A 24,313-nucleotide genomic window follows, 5' to 3' on the forward strand; every position below is an offset into this window, starting at 1 on the left:
GTTCTGTTTTATTGGTATCATAAAATTCCACTTAACTGTATAATATAATAACTTTATACCGAATTTTAAATCAGCATTCAGGTTTTATGGGCTGGGAAAATGGAAATAATAAAGGATAGAGCGAGAAAGTTGAAAATTCCTGAGAAACGGCTTATAGTAAGATTAAAGTCAAATATAGTCAAAGTCAGTAAAGGAGGGGGTTGAGTGGGACATAATATTTCTGACATCATTGAACAATATTTAAAACGAGTGTTAGATCAAAATGGCAAGGAAATTTTAGAGATTAAACGAAGTGAAATTGCAGATAAATTTCAATGCGTTCCTTCCCAAATAAATTATGTCATCAACACCAGGTTTACAAGCGAAAGAGGATATATTGTTGAGAGCAAACGCGGGGGCGGCGGATACATCAGGATCATTAAAATTAAAATGAACAATGAAGTTGTCCTGATCAATAATATTATTTCTCAAATTAGTACCCATTTGTCTCAAGCAGCCTCTGATGACATTATTTTAAGGCTATTAGAAGACAAGGTGATTTCAGAAAGAGAAGCAAAAATGATGGTCAGCGTAATGGACCGCTCAGTTTTACACATTGACTTGCCTGAACGTGATGAATTAAGAGCAAGAATGATGAAGGCTATGCTGACTGCTTTAAAATTAAAATAAGCGGGTGAAAAGATTGATTTGTCAAGAGTGCCACGAGAGACCAGCCACTTTTCACTTTACAAAGGTTGTTAACGGAGAAAAAATAGAAGTTCATATTTGTGAACAATGTGCCAAAGAAAATAGTGATTCATATGGTATAAGTGCAAATCAAGGTTTCTCTATTCATAATTTACTTTCGGGTTTGCTGAACATGGATTCTTCATTTCAAAATGCAGGGACTCAAATGTTCAGTCACTCGGAGCAAATATCTGCTTGTCCGAAATGCGGAATGACGTTTCAGCAATTCAGAAAAATTGGCCGCTTTGGATGTTCTGAATGTTACAAAACATTCCATAGCAACATTACACCTATCCTACGTAAAGTGCACAGCGGAAACACTGTGCATGCAGGGAAGATACCGAAACGAATAGGCGGCAATCTTCATATTAGACGGCAGATTGATATGCTGAAAAAAGAATTAGAATCCTTAATCCATCAAGAAGAATTTGAAAACGCAGCTCATGTGAGAGATCAAATTCGTTCTTTGGAACAATCACTCAAAAGTACAGATAGTGAGGAGGAACAGGGGTAATGTCGCTAAAGCATTTTATTCAGGACGCACTAAGCAGTTGGATGAAGCAGAAAGGACCTGAAAGTGACATTGTACTCAGTAGCCGCATACGTTTAGCAAGGAACTTTGAACATATTCGGTTCCCTACGCGGTATTCCAATGAAGAAGCCTCATCCATCATACAGCAATTTGAAGATCAGTTTTCAGAGCAAGAAATTCCTGGAATCGGCAAATTCGTTTTGATTAGAATGAATGATGCACAGCCTTTAGAAAAGCGTGTACTTGTTGAAAAGCATCTAATCAGTCCGAATTTGACAGAGTCTCCTTTTGGCGGCTGTTTGCTTTCTGAAAATGAGGAAGTAAGCGTCATGCTAAATGAAGAGGATCATATTAGAATACAATGTCTTTTCCCTGGATTTCAGCTCCTAGAAGCAATGAAAGCCGCGAACCAGGTCGATGACTGGATTGAAGAAAAAGTTGATTATGCATTCAATGAGCAGAGAGGGTACTTAACCAGCTGTCCTACAAACGTAGGTACAGGTTTAAGGGCTTCGGTCATGATGCATCTGCCGGCGCTGGTTTTAACTAGGCAAATAAATCGAATTATACCGGCAATTAATCAATTAGGCTTAGTTGTTAGAGGAATTTATGGGGAAGGCAGCGAAGCAGTAGGGAATATCTTTCAAATTTCAAATCAGATCACGCTTGGTAAGTCAGAGCAGGATATTGTAGAGGATCTTAACAGTGTTGCTGCTCAGTTGATTGAACAAGAACGATCTGCCCGAGAAGCGATTTATCAAACTTCTAAAATCGAACTTGAGGATCGGGTATATCGGTCTTATGGGGTCTTGTCTAATTGCCGGATGATAGAATCGAAAGAAACTGCAAAGTGCCTTTCAGATGTTCGGTTAGGCATAGACTTAGGCATAATAAAAGGACTTTCAAGCAACATACTTAACGAACTTATGATTTTGACGCAGCCAGGGTTTTTACAGCAATACTCGGGAGGCGCTTTGCGTCCGAACGAAAGGGACATTCGAAGAGCGGCTCTCATCAGAGAACGGCTTCACTTAGAAATGAATGGGAAAAGACAGGAGGATGAATCGATATGATGTTTGGAAGATTTACAGAACGAGCTCAAAAAGTACTGGCGCTAGCACAGGAAGAAGCACTTCGGTTAGGTCATAATAACATTGGCACTGAGCATATTTTATTAGGACTGGTAAGAGAAGGAGAGGGCATTGCTGCTAAAGCTCTTCAAGCGCTTGGACTCGGTTCAGATAAAATTCAGAAAGAAGTAGAAAGTTTGATCGGGCGCGGGCAGGAAATGTCTCAAACGATTCATTATACTCCTAGAGCTAAAAAAGTCATTGAGCTTTCAATGGATGAGGCAAGAAAACTCGGTCATTCTTATGTTGGAACAGAACATATTCTTCTTGGTCTGATTCGTGAAGGAGAAGGTGTTGCTGCGAGAGTTCTGAATAATCTCGGTGTCAGCTTAAATAAAGCAAGACAGCAGGTGCTCCAGCTTCTAGGAAGTAATGAAACAGGATCATCAGCGGCAGGAACAAACAGCAATGCGAATACGCCTACGCTTGATAGCTTGGCAAGAGACTTGACTGCTATTGCGAAGGAAGACAGTCTTGATCCTGTAATCGGCAGAAGTAAGGAAATCCAGCGTGTCATTGAAGTGTTAAGCCGTAGAACGAAAAACAACCCTGTTCTCATTGGTGAACCAGGTGTTGGTAAGACTGCTATCGCAGAAGGTTTGGCACAGCAAATTATCAATAATGAAGTACCCGAAATCTTACGTGATAAACGTGTGATGACATTAGACATGGGAACGGTTGTTGCCGGCACAAAATATCGCGGAGAATTTGAGGATCGCCTGAAGAAGGTCATGGATGAAATTCGCCAGGCAGGAAATATCATTCTATTCATCGATGAGCTCCATACATTAATCGGGGCAGGCGGAGCAGAAGGTGCTATTGATGCATCTAATATCTTAAAACCTTCACTTGCTCGCGGTGAGCTCCAATGTATTGGAGCAACGACTCTTGATGAGTACCGTAAATATATTGAAAAAGACGCAGCATTGGAACGCCGTTTTCAGCCGATCCAGGTTGATCAGCCATCTGTCGATGAAAGTATTCAAATTTTACAAGGTCTTCGTGACAGATACGAAGCCCACCACCGTGTTTCTATCACTGATGATGCCATTGAAGCTGCGGTTAAGCTTTCTGACAGATATATTTCTGACCGCTTCCTTCCGGATAAAGCCATTGACTTAATCGATGAAGCAGGTTCAAAGGTGAGACTGCGCTCATTTACAACGCCTCCTAACTTAAAAGAGCTTGAGCAGAAGCTTGATGAGGTTCGTAAAGAGAAGGATGCGGCAGTGCAAAGCCAAGAGTTTGAAAAAGCTGCTTCCTTGCGTGATACTGAGCAGCGCTTGCGCGAGCAAGTAGAGGATACGAAGAAATCATGGAAAGAGAAGCAAGGACAGGAAAACTCAGAGGTTACTGTGGATGATATTGCGATGGTTGTATCCAGCTGGACCGGTGTGCCTGTATCTAAAATCGCCCAAACTGAAACTGATAAGCTTCTCAATATGGAAAACATTCTTCACTCTCGTGTCATCGGCCAGGATGAAGCGGTTGCAGCTGTTGCAAAAGCCGTCAGACGTGCGAGAGCAGGGTTAAAAGATCCTAAACGCCCAATTGGCTCATTCATTTTCTTAGGCCCTACAGGTGTAGGTAAAACAGAGCTTGCGCGAGCACTTGCTGAATCCATTTTTGGCGATGAAGAATCCATGATCAGAATAGATATGTCTGAATACATGGAAAAACACTCAACTTCAAGACTTGTCGGTTCACCTCCGGGATACGTGGGATACGATGAAGGCGGTCAATTGACTGAGAAAGTCAGAAGAAAACCTTACTCTGTTGTGCTTCTTGATGAGATTGAGAAAGCGCACCCTGATGTCTTCAATATCCTTCTGCAAGTTCTTGAAGACGGCCGATTGACTGATTCTAAAGGACGTACAGTCGATTTCCGCAATACCATTTTGATCATGACATCAAACGTCGGAGCAAGTGAGCTGAAACGCAATAAATATGTCGGCTTTAACGTTCAGGATGAGACTCAAAATCATAAAGACATGAAAGATAAAGTGATGGGTGAATTGAAACGGGCGTTTAGACCTGAGTTCATCAACCGTATCGATGAAATTATCGTCTTCCATTCACTTGAGAAAAAACATCTTACTGAAATCGTGTCATTAATGTCTGATCAATTGACGAAACGCCTGAAAGAACAGGATCTTTCTATCGAATTGACTGATGCTGCAAAAGCAAAAGTTGCGGAAGAGGGCGTTGATCTGGAGTACGGAGCCCGTCCGTTAAGAAGAGCGATCCAAAAACACGTAGAGGATCGTTTATCTGAAGAACTCCTCAGAGGAAATATTCATAAAGGACAGCATATTGTTCTTGATGTAGAAGATGGCGAATTTGTCGTAAAAACGACTGCTAAAACGAATTAATATAAAAGACAGAAATGAGGCATACAGCATGTAAGTGTATGCCTCACTTTCATATCAAGAAATAGTAACAAGGGAGAGGTCTTACACTATATATGGCTAAAACAAAATCGAAATTCATCTGCCAATCCTGCGGCTACGAGTCTCCAAAATGGATGGGGAAATGTCCGGGCTGCGGTGCTTGGAATACAATGGTTGAAGAAATGATTAAAAAAGCACCGGCCAATCGGAGAGCGGCTTTTTCTCATTCTGTTCAAACTGTACAGAAACCTTCACCTATTACATCAATCGAAACATCAGAAGAACCCCGCGTTAAAACCCAGCTTGGCGAGTTTAACAGAGTACTCGGCGGAGGTGTCGTTAAAGGCTCCCTCGTTTTAATCGGCGGTGATCCTGGTATCGGAAAGTCAACCCTATTACTGCAGGTTTCCGCTCAATTATCAGGCTCATCAAACAGTGTCCTGTATATTTCGGGAGAAGAATCTGTAAAGCAAACGAAGCTTCGAGCTGACCGCCTCGGCATTAATAATCCGTCACTGCATGTTTTATCTGAAACCGATATGGAGTATATTTCGTCTGCTATACAAGAGATGAATCCTGCGTTTGTCGTTGTTGACTCTATTCAAACGGTATACCAAAGCGATATCACATCAGCACCGGGCAGTGTGTCACAGGTCAGAGAATGTACCGCCGAGCTAATGAAAATTGCAAAAACAAAAGGTATCCCGATTTTTATCGTGGGACACGTGACGAAAGAAGGGTCTATTGCAGGGCCGAGACTGTTGGAGCATATGGTTGACACTGTTTTATATTTTGAAGGAGAACGCCACCATACTTTCCGCATTTTGCGGGCTGTAAAAAACCGTTTCGGATCTACAAACGAAATGGGCATATTTGAAATGCGGGAAGAGGGGCTCACTGAGGTTTTGAATCCTTCAGAAATTTTCTTAGAGGAACGCTCTGCGGGTTCCGCGGGCTCGAGTATCACTGCTTCTATGGAGGGCACTAGACCGATTCTCGTTGAAATTCAGGCACTCATCTCGCCAACAAGCTTTGGAAACCCAAGGCGTATGGCAACGGGAATAGACCACAACAGGGTTTCTCTGTTAATGGCTGTATTAGAAAAAAGAGTGGGGCTGCTGCTGCAAAATCAGGATGCTTATTTGAAAGTGGCTGGCGGCGTTAAGCTTGATGAACCCGCAATTGATCTTGCCATTGCGATCAGTATCGCATCAAGCTTTAGAGACACACCTCCAAATCCTGCAGATTGTTTTATTGGAGAAGTGGGATTAACCGGAGAAGTGCGACGGGTTTCAAGAATTGAACAGCGTGTGAAAGAAGCGGCAAAGCTTGGTTTTAAACGCATGATCATACCAGCGGCTAATCTGGATGGATGGACAAAACCAAAAGGGATTGAGGTTATCGGAGTAGCAAATGTTGCAGAGGCGCTTCGTACTTCATTAGGAGGATAATAGATGGAAAAAGAGAAAAAAGGGGCGAAACACGAGTTAGACCTGTCATCTATATTGCAGTTTGTTGCTCCGGGTACACCGCTCAGAGCGGGGATGGAGAACGTCTTGAGAGCAAATACAGGCGGTCTGATCGTTGTTGGATATAATGATAAAGTAAAAGAAGTGGTGGATGGAGGATTTCACATCAACACGGCTTTTTCTCCGGCGCATTTGTATGAGCTGGCTAAAATGGATGGCGCGATCATTTTAAGTGATTCGGGTCAAAAGATCCTATATGCGAATACACAGCTGATGCCGGATGCCACAATTGCTTCATCAGAAACAGGAATGCGGCACAGAACTGCCGAAAGAGTAGCTAAGCAAACCGGCTGTCTTGTGATCGCTATTTCTGAAAGAAGAAATGTCATAACGTTATATCAGGAAAACATGAAGTATACACTAAAGGACATAGGATTTATTTTAACCAAGGCGAACCAAGCCATTCAAACACTTGAAAAATATAAGACAATCCTCGATAAAACGATTAATGCACTGAATGCGTTAGAGTTTGAGGAGCTTGTTACCTTCAGTGATGTCTTGTCTGTCATGCATCGTTATGAAATGGTGTTGAGAATTAAAAACGAAATAAATATGTATATCAAAGAGCTGGGGACAGAAGGACATCTGATCAAACTGCAAGTCATTGAATTGATTACGGATATGGAAGAAGAGGCCGCTTTATTTATTAAGGATTATGTAAAAGAAAAGATTAAAGATCCGTTTGTTCTTTTGAAGGAGCTGCAGGATATGTCCAGTTATGATCTGCTGGATGATTCCATTGTGTATAAGCTTCTCGGTTACCCTGCTTCTACTAATCTTGATGATTATGTATTGCCGAGAGGATACAGGCTGTTAAATAAGATACCGCGTCTTCCGATGCCGATTGTCGAAAATGTTGTAGAAGCATTTGGAGTCCTGCCAAGGATTATTGAGGCGAGTGCAGAAGAATTAGATGAAGTAGAGGGAATCGGTGAAGTACGAGCCCAAAAAATCAAAAAAGGATTAAAACGCCTGCAAGAGAAGCATTATTTAGACAGACAACTGTGATTTCGGTTAAAACCTTATGAATACGGGTATATTAATGTTGGTTTTTGTTTATTCTGATATTCGTAGGATGCATAAGACTTTGTGAAATTAAAATGTTAAAAAAGGAGGTGGGGGTATGTTAAAACGAATAGTTCAGGCGTTCTTCATTATTTTTGGCGGCGTTGTTGGTATATTTCTAATACCTGAATTGTTTGTACTGTTAAATATACAGGACATACCTTTAATAACAAACGCATATACGTCTGCGGCAATTGGGGCAATTATCTTTTTTCTCATCAGTATATGGGGTACAGAATACGTTGTGAACTGGGTGAAGTGGATAGAGGATTCATTGTTAAAAGCGCCGGTTCCAGATTTGTTATTTGGAAGTCTAGGCCTGGTTTTTGGACTTATAATTGCTTATCTTATCGTAAATGTTATTCCTTTAGACAATATACCTTACCGCATATTCAGCACAATTATCCCTGTATTTTTGGCTTTCTTCCTCGGTTATCTCGGCTTCCAGGTGGGCTTTAAGAAAAAGGATGAATTGATCAGCCTGTTTTCCATTTCCGCCAGAATGCAAAAGAAAAAAGGATCAGCTGAAGAAGAACATGAGGTTCAAGACAAGAAGCTGAAAATTTTGGACACTAGTGTTATTATTGATGGGAGAATAGCAGATATTTGCCAGACTGGATTTTTAGAGGGAGTTATCGTGATTCCGCAGTTTGTCCTTGAGGAGTTGCAGCATATTGCCGACTCTTCCGATGTGTTAAAACGAAACAGAGGACGCCGCGGTCTTGATATCCTGAACCGCATTCAGAAAGAATTAGACATTGAAGTTGAAATTTACGAAGGCGACTTTGAGGATATTCAGGAGGTTGACAGTAAGCTCGTCAAACTTGCGAAGCTGACATCTGGGGTCGTTGTGACGAATGATTTTAATTTAAATAAAGTATGCGAGCTTCAGAAGGTAGCAGTATTAAACATTAATGACCTTGCTAATGCGGTCAAGCCTGTTGTGCTTCCTGGCGAGGAAATGAATGTTCAGGTCATTAAGGATGGGAAAGAGCATAATCAGGGAGTTGCCTACTTGGATGATGGTACGATGATTGTCGTTGAAGAAGGACGCAATTATATCGGCAAGCATATTGATGTACTCGTCACAAGTGTGCTGCAGACAGCAGCGGGACGAATGATTTTTGCGAAGCCTAAGCTGTTGGAGAAGGCGCTGTAAAGGGAGAAAAAACAATGAGTTATGATGTGGTGATTCCTGCAGCCGGACAGGGAAAGCGGATGAAGGCAGGGAGAAATAAACTGTTCATTGAGCTGAAAGGAGACCCGGTGATCATACACACGTTAAGAGTGTTTGACAGCCACCGGCAGTGTGAAAAAATCATTTTGGTGATTAACGAGCAGGAGCGGGAGCACTTTCAGCAATTGCTGACCGATTATCCGTTTCAAACATCGATTGAGCTTGTTGCAGGCGGAGATGAGCGTCAGCACAGTGTTTATAAGGGGCTGAAAGCCGTAAAGCAAGAAAAGATTGTCCTTGTACATGACGGTGCCCGCCCATTTATAAAACATGAACAAATTGACGAACTGATCGCAGAGGCGGAACAGACAGGAGCGGCCATCCTCGCTGTTCCGGTAAAAGATACAATTAAACGCGTTCAAGATTTACAAGTCAGCGAGACGATTGAACGTTCAAGCTTGTGGGCTGTCCAAACGCCACAAGCTTTTCGTCTTTCTTTATTGTTGGAGGCTCACGCTGAGGCCGAGCGCAAGGGATTTTTAGGGACGGATGACGCCAGCCTCGTTGAACAGATGGAAGGCGGTTCGGTCCGTGTTGTAGAAGGCAGTTATACAAATATTAAGCTGACGACGCCAGACGATTTGACGTCAGCTGAAGCTATCATGGAATCAGAAAGTGGGAATAAACATGTTTAGAATTGGACAAGGATTTGATGTGCATCAATTAGTGGAGGGCCGTCCTCTAATTATTGGCGGAATTGAAATCCCGTACGAAAAAGGGCTGCTTGGCCATTCTGATGCAGACGTATTGCTGCATACTGTCGCTGACGCCTGCCTGGGAGCTGTGGGTGAAGGTGACATTGGCAAGCATTTTCCTGACACAGATCCTGAGTTCAAGGACGCAGACTCTTTCAAATTACTTCAGCATGTTTGGGGAATCGTGAAACAAAAAGGGTATGTCCTTGGGAACATTGATTGCACCATCATAGCGCAAAAGCCGAAGATGCTGCCATACATAGAAGATATGAGAAAAAGAATCGCTGAAGGCCTTGAGGCAGAGGTTTCACAGGTAAATGTAAAAGCAACAACGACAGAAAAGCTTGGATTTACAGGACGGGCGGAAGGAATAGCTGCTCAGGCGACAGTACTGATACAAAAAGGCTAACTTGTTTTGATGCTGGGTCTATTTGGTGGTAGAATAGATTCATACATTTTTGTCTGAGGCCATACATGACATGAAAGGAAGTATTTGAAAATGGGAAACGAAGTACGCGTCCGTTATGCACCGAGTCCAACCGGACATTTGCATATTGGAAATGCCAGAACGGCGCTTTTTAATTATTTATTTGCTCGCAATCAAGGCGGTAAGTTTATCATTCGTGTTGAGGACACTGATAAAAAGCGCAATATTGAGGGCGGAGAACAAAGCCAGCTGAATTATCTGAAGTGGCTAGGTATTGACTGGGATGAGAGTGTGGATGTCGGCGGAGAGTACGGCCCATACCGTCAGTCAGAGCGTAACGATATCTATAAAGTGTACTATGAAGAGCTCCTTGAAAAAGGGCTTGCTTATAAATGCTACTGTACGGAAGAAGAGCTTGAAAAAGAGCGTGAAGAGCAGATTGCCCGCGGAGAAATGCCACGGTATTCTGGGAAACACAGAGATCTGACTCAGGAAGAACAGGAGAAATTTATTGCTGAAGGCAGAAAGCCGAGTATTCGTTTCCGTGTGCCAGAAGGAAAAGTCATCGCCTTCAACGACATCGTAAAAGGCGAAATTTCTTTTGAATCAGATGGCATTGGCGACTTCGTTATTGTGAAAAAGGATGGAACGCCTACTTATAACTTCGCGGTAGCTATTGATGACTACTTAATGAAAATGACACACGTGTTGCGCGGTGAGGATCATATTTCTAACACACCGAAACAGATTATGATCTATCAAGCATTCGGGTGGGATATTCCTCAGTTCGGACATATGACGCTGATCGTAAACGAAAGCCGTAAAAAGCTCAGCAAACGTGATGAATCCATTATTCAATTCATCGAGCAGTACAAAGAGCTTGGTTACTTGCCAGAAGCACTGTTCAACTTTATCGGACTGCTAGGCTGGTCACCGGTTGGAGAAGAAGAGCTTTTCACAAAAGAGCAGTTTATTGAAATTTTTGATGTAAATCGTTTATCTAAATCACCAGCTTTGTTTGATATGCATAAGCTAAAATGGGTTAACAACCAATATGTGAAGAAGCTGGATCTTGATCAGGTTGTTGAACTGACGCTTCCGCATTTGCAAAAAGCCGGCAAAGTTGGTACTGAGCTTTCTGCTGAAGAACAAGAGTGGGTTCGCAAATTGATTTCCCTGTATCATGAGCAATTAAGCTACGGTGCCGAAATTGTTGAGCTGACTGATTTGTTCTTTGCGGATGAGATCGAGTATAATCAAGAAGCGAAAGCTGTTCTGGAAGAGGAGCAGGTTCCTGAAGTGCTCAGCACATTCGCTGCGAAGCTTGAAGAGCTTGAGGAGTTCACTCCAGATAATATCAAAGCATCGATCAAAGCAGTGCAGAAAGAAACTGGCCACAAAGGGAAAAAACTGTTTATGCCGATTCGTGTTGCTGTTACAGGGCAAACTCACGGTCCGGAACTGCCGCAATCAATCGAATTGATCGGTAAAGAGACTGCGATTCAGCGTTTGAAAAATATCTAAATAAATGATTGTTGACAGGGAAGAGTATAAAGCTTTAGGCCATTACAGAAAGGATCTTCATTGGCTGAGAGAGATCCATGAGCCGGGTTTTAGAAGTGCGCCCTTAAGACCTTTGAAGAACGTTTTTAAAAATCAGTATTCAAAGGCGGCCGCCGCCGTTACAGGCTGAAGTTGGGAGAGCAGGAGTCTGCTTTTCAAACAGAGTGGAACCGCGCGGTTAAAGCGTCTCTGTCATGTTTACATGCAGAGACGCTTTTTTTATTGGGCAGAGGAAATCAGATAGAGAAACGGGGGGAAGCATGTGTTTTTTAGAATGCTCAAAGAAGACATTGATACTGTTTTCGATCAAGATCCTGCAGCAAGAAGCTATTTTGAAGTGATTTTAACTTATTCCGGTTTACATGCTATATGGGCGCATCGGATTGCACATGCTTTATATAAACGAAAATTTTATTTCCTTGCACGCCTTATATCTCAAGTAAGCCGATTTTTTACCGGGATCGAAATCCACCCCGGCGCCACAATTGGGAGAAGATTTTTCATAGACCACGGCATGGGGGTTGTCATTGGGGAGACATGTGAAATCGGCAATAACGTAACCGTTTTTCAGGGGGTTACCCTTGGGGGAACGGGGAAAGAAAAGGGAAAAAGGCACCCAACGATTAAAGATGACGCATTGATAGCCACAGGTGCTAAAGTGCTCGGTTCAATTACGGTCGGTGAAGGCTCAAAGATTGGCGCTGGTTCAGTAGTGCTGCATGATGTTCCTGATTTTTCAACAGTTGTCGGTATCCCCGGACGGGTCGTTGTACAAAATGGCAAGAAGGTAAGACGCGATTTAAACCATCAGGATTTGCCCGATCCGGTTGCTGACCGCTTTAAGTCTTTGGAACAGCAGATTTTAGAGCTGAAGGCAGAACTTGAAGACAGAAAAGAAAGGATCAATCAAAAATGACAATCACACTTTATAATACATTGACTAGACAGAAGGAAACATTCGTTCCTCTTGAAGAGGGGAAAGTGAAAATGTACGTATGCGGACCGACAGTTTACAATTACATTCACATCGGGAACGCGCGTCCGGCTATCGTTTACGATACGGTTCGAAACTATTTGGAGTATAAAGGCTATGATGTGCAGTATGTCTCTAACTTCACAGACGTAGACGATAAATTAATTAAAGCGGCAAATGAGCTTGGTGAGGATGTGCCTACCATTTCAGAGCGTTTTATTAAAGCATATTTTGAAGATGTAGGTGCGCTCGGATGCCGAAAAGCCGACCTTCATCCGCGGGTGATGGAAAACATGGATGCCATTATCGAATTCGTAGATCAGCTCGTGAAAAAGGGCTACGCTTATGAATCAGAAGGTGACGTTTATTTCAAAACAAGAGCGTTTGAAGGATACGGAAAGCTTTCTCAGCAATCAATCGATGAGCTAAGATCAGGTGCACGCATCCGGGTCGGCGAGAAAAAAGAAGATGCTCTTGATTTCGCACTGTGGAAAGCGGCAAAAGAAGGGGAAATCTCTTGGGATAGCCCTTGGGGAAAAGGACGTCCGGGCTGGCACATTGAATGCTCAGCAATGGTGAAAAAGTATCTGGGTGACCAGATTGATATCCATGCGGGCGGACAGGATTTAACATTCCCTCACCATGAAAACGAAATTGCGCAATCTGAGGCATTGACAGGAAAAACGTTTGCGAAGTACTGGCTCCATAATGGCTATATCAATATTGATAATGAAAAAATGTCAAAATCACTGGGCAACTTTGTGCTTGTGCATGACATCATTAAACAGCATGATCCGCAGCTTTTGAGATTCTTTATGCTATCTGTTCATTATCGCCATCCGATTAACTATTCAGAAGAGCTTCTAGAAAATACGAAAAGCGCATTTAACCGTTTAAAAACAGCGTACAGCAATCTTCAGCACCGTCTGAACAGCAGTACGAATTTAACGGAAGATGACGATCAATGGCTTGAGAAAGTTGAAGAACACCGCAAAGCATTTGAAGAAGCGATGGACGATGATTTTAATACGGCGAATGCGATTTCTGTCTTGTTCGACTTAGCGAAACACGCCAATTACTATCTTCAGAAAGACCATACAGCTGATCATGTGATTACGGCGTTTATCGAGATGTTTGACCGTATTGTTTCTGTTCTCGGTTTTTCATTGGGTGAGCAGGAACTTCTCGATCAAGAGATTGAAGACTTAATCGAAAAGCGAAACGAAGCGCGCCGGAATCGCGATTTTGCGTTGTCAGACCAGATTCGCGACCAGCTGAAAAGCATGAATATCATTCTTGAAGATACGGCTCAAGGCACTCGCTGGAAACGGGGAGAATAACGGATGCTTGAATTTGATACGATAAAAGATTCAAAGCAGCTTAACGGTCTTGCGCTTGCTTATATAGGTGATGCCATTTTTGAAGTGTATGTAAGGCATCACCTGCTTAAGCAGGGCTTTACCAAACCAAATGATCTTCATAAGAAATCAAGCCGGATTGTTTCGGCAAAGTCGCAGGCTGAGATCCTATTTTTTCTGCAGAATCAATCATTTTTTACGGAAGAAGAGGAAGCGGTGCTGAAAAGAGGCAGAAATGCCAAGTCAGGAACAACACCTAAAAATACAGATGTTCAGACGTACCGCTATAGTACAGCATTTGAAGCGCTTCTGGGCTACCTTTTTCTAGAGAAAAGAGAGGAACGGCTTAGTCAGCTCGTAGCCGAAGCTATACAATTCGGGACGTCAGGGAGGAAAACAAATGAGTCAGCAACATGATTACGTCATAGGGAAGAATGCAGTGATCGAGACGTTAAAATCTGATCGGAAGCTGTATAAGCTGTGGATGGCGGAAAACACCGTAAAGGGACAGGCACAGCAAGTGATTGAGCTTGCGAAAAAGCAGGGAATCACGATTCAATACGTCCCGAGAAAAAAACTCGATCAAATGGTGACAGGACAGCATCAAGGCGTTGTGGCACAGGTTGCAGCGTATGAATATGCAGAACTGGACGATTTATATAAAGCGGCCGAAGAAAGAAATGAACAGCCTTTCTTCCTCATTCTGGACGAGCTTGAAGACCCTCATAATCTTGGTTCCATTATGAGAACAGCTGATGCGGTCGGCGCTCATGGCATCGTCATTCCAAAACGGAGAGCTGTCGGGCTGACAACAACAGTGGCAAAAGCTTCAACAGGGGCAATTGAACACATTCCTGTAGCAAGAGTCACCAATTTGGCACGGACGTTAGAAGAGATGAAAGAACGGGGAATCTGGGTTGTCGGAACGGATGCGTCCGCGCGTGAGGATTACCGCAATATGGACGGCAATATGCCTTTGGCTTTAGTCATCGGAAGTGAAGGAAAAGGGATGGGCCGACTCGTGAAAGAAAAGTGTGACTTTCTTATTAAACTCCCGATGGCCGGAAAGGTAACTTCACTAAATGCATCTGTCGCGGCTGGACTTTTGATGTATGAAGTCTACCGGAAACGAAACCCTCTGGGAGAATAAAGACCCATGGATATCCTGTTAGTAGACGGATACAACATGATAGGAGCCTGGCCGCAGCTGAAGGATTTAAAAGCGAACAGTTTCGAAGAGGCGAGAGACGTACTGATTCAGAAAATGGCGGAATATCAATCGTATACAGGAAACAGGGTTATTGTTGTTTTTGACGCGCATCTCGTAAAAGGGCTTGAGAAAAAACAGACCAACCATCGAGTTGAAGTGATTTTTACAAAAGAAAATGAGACGGCTGATGAGCGGATAGAAAAGCTCGCTCAGGCTTTGAATAATATCGCGACTCAAATTCACGTTGCGACCTCTGACTATACTGAGCAATGGGCGATTTTCGGACAGGGGGCATTGCGGAAATCGGCCCGGGAGCTTTTGAGAGAGGTAGAAGCGATTGAAAGGCGAATAGAGAGACGGGTAAGAAAAATCACTTCCGAAAAGCCGGCGGGTAAAATTGCTTTATCGGAAGAGGTTTTGAAAACGTTTGAAAAGTGGAGGCGGGGAGACTTAGATTAAGTTGACGCTTTTTTGTCCAATACTGTATAATATTTCTATCTACGTGCGCCGGGGGGATCGGAGTGAATCTACAGAACAACAAGGGAAAATTCAACAAAGAGCAGTTTTGCCAGTTGGAGGACGAGCAGGTCATTGAAAAGGTTCATGTTGGGGACAGTGATGCGTTAGATTACTTGATTACGAAGTACCGAAACTTTGTTCGGGCGAAAGCAAGATCCTATTTCTTAATAGGGGCGGACAGAGAAGATATTGTTCAGGAAGGTATGATAGGCCTCTATAAGTCTATTCGTGACTTCAAAGAGGACAAGCTTACCTCTTTCAAAGCTTTCGCAGAATTATGTATTACCCGCCAAATTATTACCGCAATAAAGACAGCTACTCGCCAGAAACACATTCCTTTGAATTCCTACGTCTCATTAGATAAACCGATTTTTGATGAAGAATCAGACCGAACGCTGCTTGATGTCATTTCAGGGGCGAAAACCTTAAATCCTGAGGAAATGATCATTAATCAGGAAGAATTTGATGACATTGAAATGAAAATGGGAGAACTACTAAGTGATTTAGAGAGAAAAGTACTCGTCTTATATCTCGACGGGAGAAGTTACCAAGAGATTTCCGATGAACTGAACCGACATGTGAAATCGATCGACAATGCCCTTCAGCGTGTGAAACGCAAGCTGGAGAAGTACTTGGAAATTCGCGAAATCAGTTTGTAATAGGAATTTAAGCTATATTGACAGTATTTTTCTGACTATGATATGTTACTAAAGATAAGAACTAATGTCTATTTAGAAAAAGGTGTAATGACATGAGAAAAAAGATTACGTTAGCATGCAAGACATGCGGAAACCGTAATTATACGACAATGAAGAGCTCTGCATCAGCGGCTGAGCGATTAGAAGTAAAGAAATACTGCAGTACTTGCAATTCACATACAGCTCATCTTGAAACAAAATAGTTTTTGCGCTTTTAAATTGTGGAGGTCTTTTACATGCGTATTATGAAATTCTTTAAAGATGTTGGGAAAGAAATGAAAAAGGTAAGCTGGCCTAAAGGAAAAGAGTTAACGCGTTATACCATTACGGTAATTTCAACAGTTATCTTTTTTGTTATCTTTTTTGCCCTCCTTGACACAGGAATTTCTCAATTAATTCGTTTAATAGTTGAATAATGATCAGCAATACGTGCTATAATAGATCATAATATTACTTGCCAAAACCCGTTCAGCGGGTTTTTTATTGTGGCTTAAAATGAAAGTTATCATAGGCTTGCCGCCTATTTTTTGAAGCGTTATGGTAATTCACTAAAACCAAATGCGGGGAGGGAAGGACTGGACAGTCCTGAAGAGAATGGAAAAGAATTGGTATGTTGTTCACACGTACTCTGGTTACGAGAATAAAGTAAAAGCCAACTTGGAAAAACGTGTTGAATCAATGGGGATGCAGGATAAAATTTTCCGTGTAGTCGTACCCGAAGAAGAAGAAACGGATATCAAAAACGGCAAGAAAAAAGTCGTGAAAAAGAAAGTATTCCCTGGTTATGTGCTTGTTGAAATTGTAATGACAGACGACTCTTGGTATGTTGTCCGCAACACGCCGGGCGTTACTGGATTCGTAGGATCTGCCGGATCAGGTTCAAAACCGACGCCGCTTCTTCCGGGCGAAGCAGAAACCATTCTGAAGAGAATGGGCATGGACGAACGCAAAACTGATATTGACTTTGAACTGAAAGAGACAGTGAAAGTAATAGACGGACCTTTTGCTAACTTTACTGGATCGATTGAAGAGATTGATTATGACAAAAGCAAGGTCAAAGTTTTCGTTAATATGTTCGGCCGCGAAACGCCGGTTGAGCTGGAATTTACCCAAATCGATAAATTGTAATGTGAAAAAACTTGAAATTGCTATATATAAATGATAATATAGCAAAGGTACGTCTTGGACTTATCCAAGGCAACTAGCATGATATTTCGTCATTCATATAAAGAATGAAACCTTGAGTGGGAGGGTTTACCCTATTACCACATCACGGACTTAAGGAGGTGTGTCTCGTGGCTAAAAAAGTAGTTAAAGTTGTAAAATTGCAAATTCCTGCTGGAAAAGCTAACCCAGCACCACCAGTTGGACCTGCACTTGGTCAAGCCGGTGTTAACATCATGGGATTCTGTAAGGAGTTTAACGCTCGTACAGCTGACCAAGCTGGTTTAATCATTCCTGTTGAAATTTCGGTTTACGAAGACCGTTCATTTACATTTATTACAAAAACTCCACCTGCTGCAGTATTGCTTAAAAAAGCAGCTGGAATTGAGTCTGGTTCTGGTGAACCAAACCGTAATAAAGTGGCAACCGTTAAGCGCGATAAAGTACGCGAAATCGCTGAAACGAAAATGCCTGACTTAAACGCAGCAGACGTTGAAGCGGCAATGCGCATGGTTGAAGGTACTGCCCGCAGTATGGGTATTGTAATCGAGGATTAATTTGTTTCTTGTCGGGTTGCGAGTTTTAACAAGTTCGCAACCCTTATTCGTGGGAGGTTATTCCGCTATAACCACATAAGGAGGAAATTTTAAAATGGCTAAAAAAGGTAAAAAGTACGTTGAAGCTGCTAAGCTTGTAGACCGTTCTAAAGCTTACGACGTTTCTGAAGCAGTAGCTCTCGTTAAAAAAACAAACACAGCTAAATTCGACGCTACAGTTGAAGTGGCTTTCCGTTTAGGGGTTGACCCTCGTAAAAACGACCAGCAAATCCGCGGAGCAGTTGTGCTTCCAAACGGAACTGGTAAAACTCAGCGCGTTCTCGTTTTCGCAAAAGGCGAAAAAGCGAAAGAAGCTGAAGCTGCTGGTGCAGATTACGTAGGCGATACTGACTACATCAACAAAATTCAACAAGGCTGGTTCGATTTCGACGTAATCGTAGCTACACCTGACATGATGGGTGAAGTTGGTAAAATCGGTCGTGTACTTGGACCAAAAGGTTTAATGCCAAACCCTAAAACTGGTACAGTTACTTTCGAAGTTGAAAAAGCGATCGGCGAAATCAAAGCTGGTAAAGTTGAATACCGCGTAGATAAAGCTGGAAACATTCATGTTCCTATCGGTAAAGTTTCTTTCGAGGATGAAAAACTTGTTGAGAACTTCACAACAATGTATGATACAATCCTGAAAGCTAAACCTGCCGCAGCTAAAGGCGTTTACGTGAAAAACGTTGCTGTAACTTCTACTATGGGACCTGGTGTCAAAGTAGACTCTTCAACTTTTAACGTAAAATAATATTGACATGACATCAACATTCTGATATGATTCAAAATGTTGTAAAATAGAATATCATTTATACCGTAGACAGTAGGGGCCTAATCGCTTAATCATCCTACCGAGGTGTATATTATCACAGCTATTACGTTACGTATGCTTGTATATACAGCCTCCATGTCTCATGGAGGCTTTTTATATGGAATCCGTCGTCTCAGTCGTGATCACCTAACGGTATAAGTGTTACACAAGAATCTACAGGAGGTGTAACCATGAGCAGCGCAATTGAAACTAAAAAAGTTGTTGTTGAAGAAATTGCTTCTAAACTGAAAGAAAGTAAATCAACGATCATCGTTGACTATCGCGGACTTAACGTTTCTGAAGTAACTGAACTTCGTAAACAGCTTCGCGAAGCTAACGTTGAGTTCAAAGTTTACAAAAATACGATGACTCGCCGTGCGGTTGAACAAGCTGAGCTTAATGGTTTGAATGATTTCTTAACTGGACCGAACGCGATCGCATTCAGCACTGAAGATGTTGTCGCTCCGGCTAAAGTTCTGAATGACTTCGCTAAAAATCACGAAGCTCTTGAAATCAAAGCTGGCGTAATCGAAGGTAAAGTTTCTACTGTTGAAGAAGTGAAAGCTCTTGCTGAACTTCCATCACGCGAAGGCTTGCTTTCTATGTTGCTTAGCGTACTTCAAGCTCCAGTTCGCAACTTTGCTCTTGCTGCAAAAGCTGTGGCAGAACAAAAGGAAGAACAAGGCGCTTAATCTAATCAGTTTTTCATAAATTAAAACAAAATGGAGGAATTACAAATGGCTTTAAATATCGAAGAAATCATTGCTTCCGTTAAAGAAGCAACTGTACTTGAATTGAACGACCTAGTAAAAGCAATCGAAGAAGAATTTGGCGTAACTGCTGCTGCTCCTGTAGCTGTAGCTGGCGGAGCTGCTGCAGGCGGAGCTGCTGAAGAGCAAAGCGAATTCGATCTTATCCTTGCTGGTGCTGGATCTCAAAAAATCAAAGTTATCAAAGTTGTACGTGAAATCACTGGTCTTGGCTTGAAAGAAGCTAAAGAACTTGTTGACAACACTCCAAAACCACTTAAAGAAGGTATTGCTAAAGAAGAAGCTGAAGAGCTTAAAGCTAAACTTGAAGAAGTTGGCGCTTCTGTAGAAGTTAAGTAATCTTCACTTACCTGGAGGGGAAGCTCGCTTTTATGAGGCGAGCTTTTTCTTTGCCATTCTTTAAGCCATGAAAAAAGGAGGTTCTAATAATGAGTGAGCACTATTATTCAGAAAAACCTTCAGTGAAAAGCAACAAGCAAACCTGGTCTTTTAGGCTTCGGAATAAAGATTTCACGTTTACCAGCGACAGCGGGGTTTTTTCTAAAAAAGAAGTTGATTTCGGCTCCCGCCTGCTGATTGATTCTTTTGAAGAGCCTGAGGTTGAGGGCAGCATTTTGGATGTAGGCTGCGGGTACGGGCCGATTGGTTTATCGCTTGCCAGCGACTTTAAAGACCGGACTATCCACATGATTGATGTTAATGAGAGAGCCGTAGAACTATCAAATGGAAATGCGGAACAGAACGGAATAACAAACGTTAAGATTTATCAAAGCGATTTGTTTTCAAACGTTGATTCTGCTCAAACATTTGCTTCTATTCTTACAAATCCCCCAATCCGAGCCGGAAAAAAAGTTGTCCATGCTATCTTTGAGAAAAGCGCTGAACACTTAAAAGCTTCAGGTGAGTTGTGGATCGTCATACAGAAAAAGCAAGGCGCGCCTTCTGCCATTGAAAAGCTCGAGGAACTGTTCGATGAAGTTTCTGTCGTTCAAAAAAAGAAAGGCTATTATATCATAAAAGCAAAAAAAGTTTGACTCGGTATTTTAACTATGTTAATATTGTAAAATGCCAATGTATATATTTTGCTTGATATGATGAATTGTCAATATCTATGTATAAATTATACAAGTATGGAAATGCTAATAAAATCGGTATTTGTTTTTGGATGTGGTTTTCTTAATTAGAAACCCTTTTTTCTTTTGTCTTGTAAAAGTATTTCTTTCTTTGGAAGAAATGCTTATTACACATATAATACGCATGATTTGAGGGGTGAATCAGTTGACAGGTCAACTAGTTCAGTATGGACGACACCGCCAGCGCAGAAGCTATGCTCGCATTAGCGAAGTGTTAGAATTACCAAATCTCATTGAAATTCAAACCTCTTCTTATCAGTGGTTTCTTGATGAGGGTCTTAGAGAGATGTTTCAAGACATATCACCAATTGAGGATTTCACTGGTAACCTCTCTCTTGAGTTCATTGATTATAGTTTAGGTGAGCCTAAATATCCTGTAGAGGAATCAAAAGAACGTGATGTGACTTACTCAGCTCCGCTAAGAGTGAAGGTTCGTTTAATTAACAAAGAAACTGGAGAGGTAAAAGACCAAGATGTCTTCATGGGTGATTTCCCTATTATGACAGATACAGGTACTTTTATCATTAACGGTGCGGAACGCGTTATCGTTTCCCAGCTTGTTCGGTCTCCAAGTGTATATTTCAGTGGTAAAGTAGACAAGAACGGTAAAAAAGGTTTTACCGCAACTGTCATTCCAAACCGTGGCGCATGGTTAGAATACGAAACTGATGCGAAAGATGTTGTTTATGTCCGCATTGATCGCACACGTAAGTTGCCGGTTACGGTTCTTTTGCGTGCTCTCGGCTTCGGCTCCGATCAAGAGATTCTTGATCTCATAGGAGAAAACGAATACCTGAGAAATACGCTTGATAAAGATAACACAGAAAACAGCGACAAAGCGCTGCTTGAAATTTACGAGCGTCTCCGTCCTGGAGAGCCGCCTACAGTAGAAAATGCGAAAAGCTTGCTTGATTCTCGTTTCTTTGATCCGAAACGATACGATCTTGCCAATGTAGGACGCTATAAAATTAATAAAAAACTTCATATTAAGAATCGCCTCTTCAATCAGAGACTTGCTGAAACGCTCGTTGATCCTGAAACAGGAGAAATCCTTGCTGAAAAAGGTCAGATTCTTGATAGAAGAACACTTGATAAAGTACTGCCATACTTAGAAAACGGAATCGGTTTCAGAAAGCTGTATCCGAATGGCGGTGTTGTTGAAGATGAAGTGACTCTTCAATCCATTAAAATCTTTGCTCCGACTGATCAAGAAGGAGAACAGGTTATTAATGTAATCGGCAATGCTTACATTGAAGAAGAGATTAAAAACATCACGCCTGCTGATATTATTTCTTCAATCAGCTACTTCTTCAACCTGCTGCACGGAGTAGGCGACACAGATGATATCGATCATCTTGGAAACCGCCGTTTACGTTCTGTAGGCGAGCTTCTCCAGAACCAATTCCGTATCGGTTTAAGCCGTATGGAGCGTGTGGTTCGTGAGAGAATGTCAATTCAAGATACGAATACAATTACGCCTCAGCAGCTGATCAATATTCGTCCTGTTATTGCGTCCATTAAAGAGTTCTTTGGAAGCTCACAGCTTTCTCAATTCATGGATCAGACGAACCCGCTTGCTGAATTAACGCATAAGCGCCGTCTGTCAGCATTAGGACCGGGCGGATTGACACGTGAGCGTGCCGGAATGGAAGTGCGTGACGTTCACTACTCCCACTATGGCCGTATGTGTCCGATTGAAACGCCTGAGGGCCCGAACATCGGTTTGATCAACTCACTATCATCTTATGCAAAAGTAAACCGTTTTGGCTTTATTGAAACGCCATATCGCCGCGTTGACCCTGAAACAGGGAAGGTAACGGGCAGAATCGATTACTTAACTGCTGATGAAGAGGATAACTATGTTGTCGCTCAAGCGAACGCTCGTCTTGATGACGAAGGCGCCTTTATTGATGACAGCATCGTAGCTCGTTTCCGCGGGGAGAACACCGTTGTTTCCAGAAATCGTGTAGACTACATGGATGTATCGCCTAAGCAGGTTGTATCTGCTGCGACAGCATGTATCCCGTTCTTAGAAAACGATGACTCCAACCGTGCCCTAATGGGAGCGAACATGCAACGTCAGGCTGTGCCTTTGATGCAGCCGGAAGCGCCATTTGTTGGAACTGGTATGGAATACGTATCAGGAAAAGACTCTGGTGCCGCTGTTATTTGTAAACACCCTGGTATCGTTGAACGCGTAGAAGCGAAAAACGTTTGGGTTCGCCGTTATGAAGAAGTGGACGGTCAAAAAGTAAAAGGAAACCTGGATAAATACAGCCTGCTGAAATTTGTCCGCTCTAACCAAGGTACGTGCTACAACCAGCGTCCGATCGTAAGTGTCGGCGATGAAGTGGTAAAAGGAGAAATCCTTGCTGACGGCCCTTCTATGGAGCTTGGTGAACTTGCACTTGGCCGTAACGTAATGGTTGGCTTCATGACATGGGATGGCTACAACTATGAGGATGCCATCATCATGAGTGAACGCCTTGTAAAGGATGATGTTTATACATCTATCCACATTGAAGAATACGAATCAGAAGCACGTGATACGAAACTTGGACCTGAAGAAATCACTCGCGATATTCCAAACGTCGGTGAAGATGCGCTTCGCAATCTTGATGACCGCGGAATCATCCGTATTGGGGCAGAAGTAAAAGACGGAGATCTTCTTGTTGGTAAAGTAACGCCTAAAGGCGTAACTGAACTGACTGCAGAAGAACGCCTGCTTCACGCCATCTTTGGCGAGAAAGCCCGCGAGGTTCGTGATACTTCTCTTCGTGTGCCTCACGGCGGCGGAGGAATTATCCATGACGTTAAAGTCTTCAACCGTGAAGACGGAGACGAACTTCCTCCAGGTGTTAACCAGTTAGTACGCGTATATATCGTTCAGAAACGTAAGATTTCTGAAGGGGATAAAATGGCCGGTCGTCACGGTAACAAAGGTGTTATCTCTAAGATTCTTCCTGAAGAGGATATGCCTTACCTTCCTGACGGCACACCAATTGATATCATGCTTAACCCGCTGGGCGTACCATCACGTATGAACATCGGGCAGGTATTGGAACTTCATATGGGTATGGCCGCTCGTTACCTCGGCATTCACATTGCATCTCCTGTATTTGACGGAGCGCGTGAAGAGGATGTCTGGGAAACACTTGAAGAAGCCGGCATGTCTCGTGACGCCAAAACAGTGCTTTACGACGGACGTACTGGAGAGCCGTTTGATAACCGTGTATCTGTCGGTATCATGTACATGATCAAACTGGCTCACATGGTTGACGATAAACTTCATGCACGTTCTACAGGCCCTTACTCACTTGTTACGCAGCAGCCTCTTGGCGGTAAAGCGCAATTTGGCGGACAGCGTTTCGGTGAGATGGAGGTTTGGGCACTTGAAGCTTATGGTGCGGCTTACACTCTTCAAGAAATTCTGACTGTTAAGTCTGATGACGTGGTTGGACGTGTGAAAACATACGAAGCCATTGTTAAAGGCGACAATGTTCCTGAACCAGGTGTTCCGGAATCATTCAAAGTATTAATCAAAGAACTTCAAAGCTTAGGTATGGATGTCAAAATCCTTTCTGGTGATGAAGAAGAAATAGAAATGAGAGATTTAGAAGACGAAGAAGATGCGAAACAAGCTGACGGCCTGGCATTATCAGGTGATGAAGAGCCGGAAGAAACAGCATCTGCAGACGTTGAACGTGATGTAGTAACAAAAGAATAATCTCTAGTTATAAAGGCAAGTGACATCGGTTAATCCGAAGATAAAAAGGGAGGTAGG

At 42.5% G+C, this 24,313-nt stretch carries 25 protein-coding genes and 2 other annotated features; all 25 genes read left to right on the forward strand.

All coding sequences use genetic code 11. From position 1 onward, the window contains the following. Window positions 1-204: 204 nt before the first annotated feature. The 25 genes from ctsR to rpoB all read left to right on the forward strand — a co-directional run bounded on the left by ctsR (window position 205) and on the right by rpoB (window position 24,256). Window positions 205-669 (forward strand): transcriptional regulator CtsR, encoded by a 465-nt coding sequence (gene ctsR / locus ACQXR1_RS20845; RefSeq protein WP_014662512.1) that lies wholly within the window; start codon window positions 205-207, stop codon window positions 667-669. A 13-nt stretch (window positions 670-682) separates the two neighbouring features. Then, a complete protein-coding gene (mcsA, locus tag ACQXR1_RS20850) occupies window positions 683-1,240 on the forward strand; it encodes a protein-arginine kinase activator protein McsA (protein ID WP_304593073.1) in 558 nt (185 codons plus the stop codon). Then, window positions 1,240-2,331: a protein arginine kinase gene (locus ACQXR1_RS20855; RefSeq protein ID WP_003235007.1), complete on the forward strand. Its 1,092-nt coding sequence runs from the start codon at window positions 1,240-1,242 to the stop codon at window positions 2,329-2,331. The genes mcsA and ACQXR1_RS20855 overlap by 1 nt, the downstream gene beginning before the upstream one ends. Continuing rightward, window positions 2,328-4,760, forward strand: coding sequence for an ATP-dependent protease ATP-binding subunit ClpC (clpC, locus tag ACQXR1_RS20860; RefSeq protein ID WP_430772801.1), 2,433 nt, complete (start codon window positions 2,328-2,330; stop codon window positions 4,758-4,760). The genes ACQXR1_RS20855 and clpC overlap by 4 nt, the downstream gene beginning before the upstream one ends. Window positions 4,761-4,852: 92 nt before the next feature. After that, window positions 4,853-6,229 carry a DNA repair protein RadA gene (gene radA, locus ACQXR1_RS20865; protein WP_015252992.1) on the forward strand — a complete coding sequence of 459 codons (1,377 nt, stop codon included), beginning with the start codon at window positions 4,853-4,855 and terminating at the stop codon, window positions 6,227-6,229. A gap of 3 nt (window positions 6,230-6,232) precedes the next feature. Next, window positions 6,233-7,315, forward strand: coding sequence for a DNA integrity scanning diadenylate cyclase DisA (gene disA, locus ACQXR1_RS20870; RefSeq protein WP_306289248.1), 1,083 nt, complete (start codon window positions 6,233-6,235; stop codon window positions 7,313-7,315). A gap of 115 nt (window positions 7,316-7,430) precedes the next feature. Next, on the forward strand, window positions 7,431-8,531 hold the full coding sequence (locus ACQXR1_RS20875) for a PIN/TRAM domain-containing protein (protein WP_014662517.1): 1,101 nt from the start codon (window positions 7,431-7,433) through the stop codon (window positions 8,529-8,531). A 14-nt stretch (window positions 8,532-8,545) separates the two neighbouring features. Beyond that, a complete protein-coding gene (gene ispD, locus ACQXR1_RS20880) occupies window positions 8,546-9,244 on the forward strand; it encodes a 2-C-methyl-D-erythritol 4-phosphate cytidylyltransferase (RefSeq protein WP_069148827.1) in 699 nt (232 codons plus the stop codon). Next, a complete protein-coding gene (ispF, locus tag ACQXR1_RS20885; RefSeq protein ID WP_014475594.1) occupies window positions 9,237-9,713 on the forward strand; it encodes a 2-C-methyl-D-erythritol 2,4-cyclodiphosphate synthase in 477 nt (158 codons plus the stop codon). The genes ispD and ispF overlap by 8 nt, the downstream gene beginning before the upstream one ends. A 90-nt stretch (window positions 9,714-9,803) precedes the next feature. After that, window positions 9,804-11,255 (forward strand): glutamate--tRNA ligase, encoded by a 1,452-nt coding sequence (gltX, locus tag ACQXR1_RS20890; RefSeq protein ID WP_014662519.1) that lies wholly within the window; start codon window positions 9,804-9,806, stop codon window positions 11,253-11,255. Between the two features lie 2 nt (window positions 11,256-11,257). Continuing rightward, window positions 11,258-11,488: a binding site (T-box leader), on the forward strand. A 68-nt stretch (window positions 11,489-11,556) separates the two neighbouring features. Beyond that, the gene (cysE, locus tag ACQXR1_RS20895; protein ID WP_003225749.1) at window positions 11,557-12,210 is read left to right on the forward strand and encodes a serine O-acetyltransferase; all 654 of its coding nucleotides are present in this window, start codon (window positions 11,557-11,559) and stop codon (window positions 12,208-12,210) included. Beyond that, the gene (cysS, locus tag ACQXR1_RS20900) at window positions 12,207-13,607 is read left to right on the forward strand and encodes a cysteine--tRNA ligase (RefSeq protein WP_014478619.1); all 1,401 of its coding nucleotides are present in this window, start codon (window positions 12,207-12,209) and stop codon (window positions 13,605-13,607) included. Before cysE ends, cysS begins: the two co-directional genes overlap by 4 nt. Before the next feature lie 3 nt (window positions 13,608-13,610). Beyond that, window positions 13,611-14,042 carry a mini-ribonuclease 3 gene (locus ACQXR1_RS20905; protein WP_040081037.1) on the forward strand — a complete coding sequence of 144 codons (432 nt, stop codon included), beginning with the start codon at window positions 13,611-13,613 and terminating at the stop codon, window positions 14,040-14,042. Next, window positions 14,026-14,775, forward strand: a complete 750-nt coding sequence (gene rlmB / locus ACQXR1_RS20910; RefSeq protein ID WP_003225755.1) for a 23S rRNA (guanosine(2251)-2'-O)-methyltransferase RlmB — start codon at window positions 14,026-14,028, stop codon at window positions 14,773-14,775. Before ACQXR1_RS20905 ends, rlmB begins: the two co-directional genes overlap by 17 nt. A gap of 6 nt (window positions 14,776-14,781) precedes the next feature. Further along, a complete protein-coding gene (gene rae1, locus ACQXR1_RS20915; RefSeq protein WP_003225756.1) occupies window positions 14,782-15,294 on the forward strand; it encodes a ribosome-dependent mRNA decay endonuclease Rae1/YacP in 513 nt (170 codons plus the stop codon). A 62-nt stretch (window positions 15,295-15,356) separates the two neighbouring features. Then, window positions 15,357-16,013, forward strand: coding sequence for an RNA polymerase sporulation sigma factor SigH (gene sigH / locus ACQXR1_RS20920; RefSeq protein ID WP_003225758.1), 657 nt, complete (start codon window positions 15,357-15,359; stop codon window positions 16,011-16,013). Window positions 16,014-16,105: 92 nt separating this feature from the next. Beyond that, the gene (rpmG, locus tag ACQXR1_RS20925; protein WP_003156421.1) at window positions 16,106-16,255 is read left to right on the forward strand and encodes a 50S ribosomal protein L33; all 150 of its coding nucleotides are present in this window, start codon (window positions 16,106-16,108) and stop codon (window positions 16,253-16,255) included. A gap of 33 nt (window positions 16,256-16,288) precedes the next feature. Further along, the gene (gene secE / locus ACQXR1_RS20930) at window positions 16,289-16,468 is read left to right on the forward strand and encodes a preprotein translocase subunit SecE (RefSeq protein ID WP_004399676.1); all 180 of its coding nucleotides are present in this window, start codon (window positions 16,289-16,291) and stop codon (window positions 16,466-16,468) included. A 178-nt stretch (window positions 16,469-16,646) separates the two neighbouring features. After that, complete coding sequence (gene nusG / locus ACQXR1_RS20935; RefSeq protein ID WP_003225764.1) at window positions 16,647-17,180, forward strand: transcription termination/antitermination protein NusG; 534 nt, start codon at window positions 16,647-16,649, stop codon at window positions 17,178-17,180. Between the two features lie 167 nt (window positions 17,181-17,347). Further along, the gene (rplK, locus tag ACQXR1_RS20940) at window positions 17,348-17,773 is read left to right on the forward strand and encodes a 50S ribosomal protein L11 (RefSeq protein WP_003156430.1); all 426 of its coding nucleotides are present in this window, start codon (window positions 17,348-17,350) and stop codon (window positions 17,771-17,773) included. A gap of 94 nt (window positions 17,774-17,867) precedes the next feature. Next, window positions 17,868-18,566, forward strand: a complete 699-nt coding sequence (gene rplA / locus ACQXR1_RS20945; protein ID WP_003242022.1) for a 50S ribosomal protein L1 — start codon at window positions 17,868-17,870, stop codon at window positions 18,564-18,566. A gap of 45 nt (window positions 18,567-18,611) precedes the next feature. Continuing rightward, window positions 18,612-18,752: a sequence feature (ribosomal protein L10 leader region), on the forward strand. A 65-nt stretch (window positions 18,753-18,817) separates the two neighbouring features. Continuing rightward, a complete protein-coding gene (gene rplJ / locus ACQXR1_RS20950) occupies window positions 18,818-19,318 on the forward strand; it encodes a 50S ribosomal protein L10 (protein ID WP_014662526.1) in 501 nt (166 codons plus the stop codon). Window positions 19,319-19,363: 45 nt separating this feature from the next. Then, a complete protein-coding gene (gene rplL, locus ACQXR1_RS20955; protein ID WP_003156436.1) occupies window positions 19,364-19,735 on the forward strand; it encodes a 50S ribosomal protein L7/L12 in 372 nt (123 codons plus the stop codon). A gap of 89 nt (window positions 19,736-19,824) precedes the next feature. Next, entirely contained in the window at window positions 19,825-20,430 is a 606-nt protein-coding gene (locus ACQXR1_RS20960) for a class I SAM-dependent methyltransferase (protein WP_014662527.1), read from the forward strand. 244 nt (window positions 20,431-20,674) lie between these two features. Continuing rightward, window positions 20,675-24,256 (forward strand): DNA-directed RNA polymerase subunit beta, encoded by a 3,582-nt coding sequence (gene rpoB / locus ACQXR1_RS20965; protein WP_009966326.1) that lies wholly within the window; start codon window positions 20,675-20,677, stop codon window positions 24,254-24,256. Window positions 24,257-24,313 lie beyond the last annotated feature (57 nt).

The organism is Bacillus sp. ATD, from assembly GCF_050585765.1.
In the GTDB taxonomy this organism is placed as follows: domain Bacteria; phylum Bacillota; class Bacilli; order Bacillales; family Bacillaceae; genus Bacillus; species Bacillus stercoris.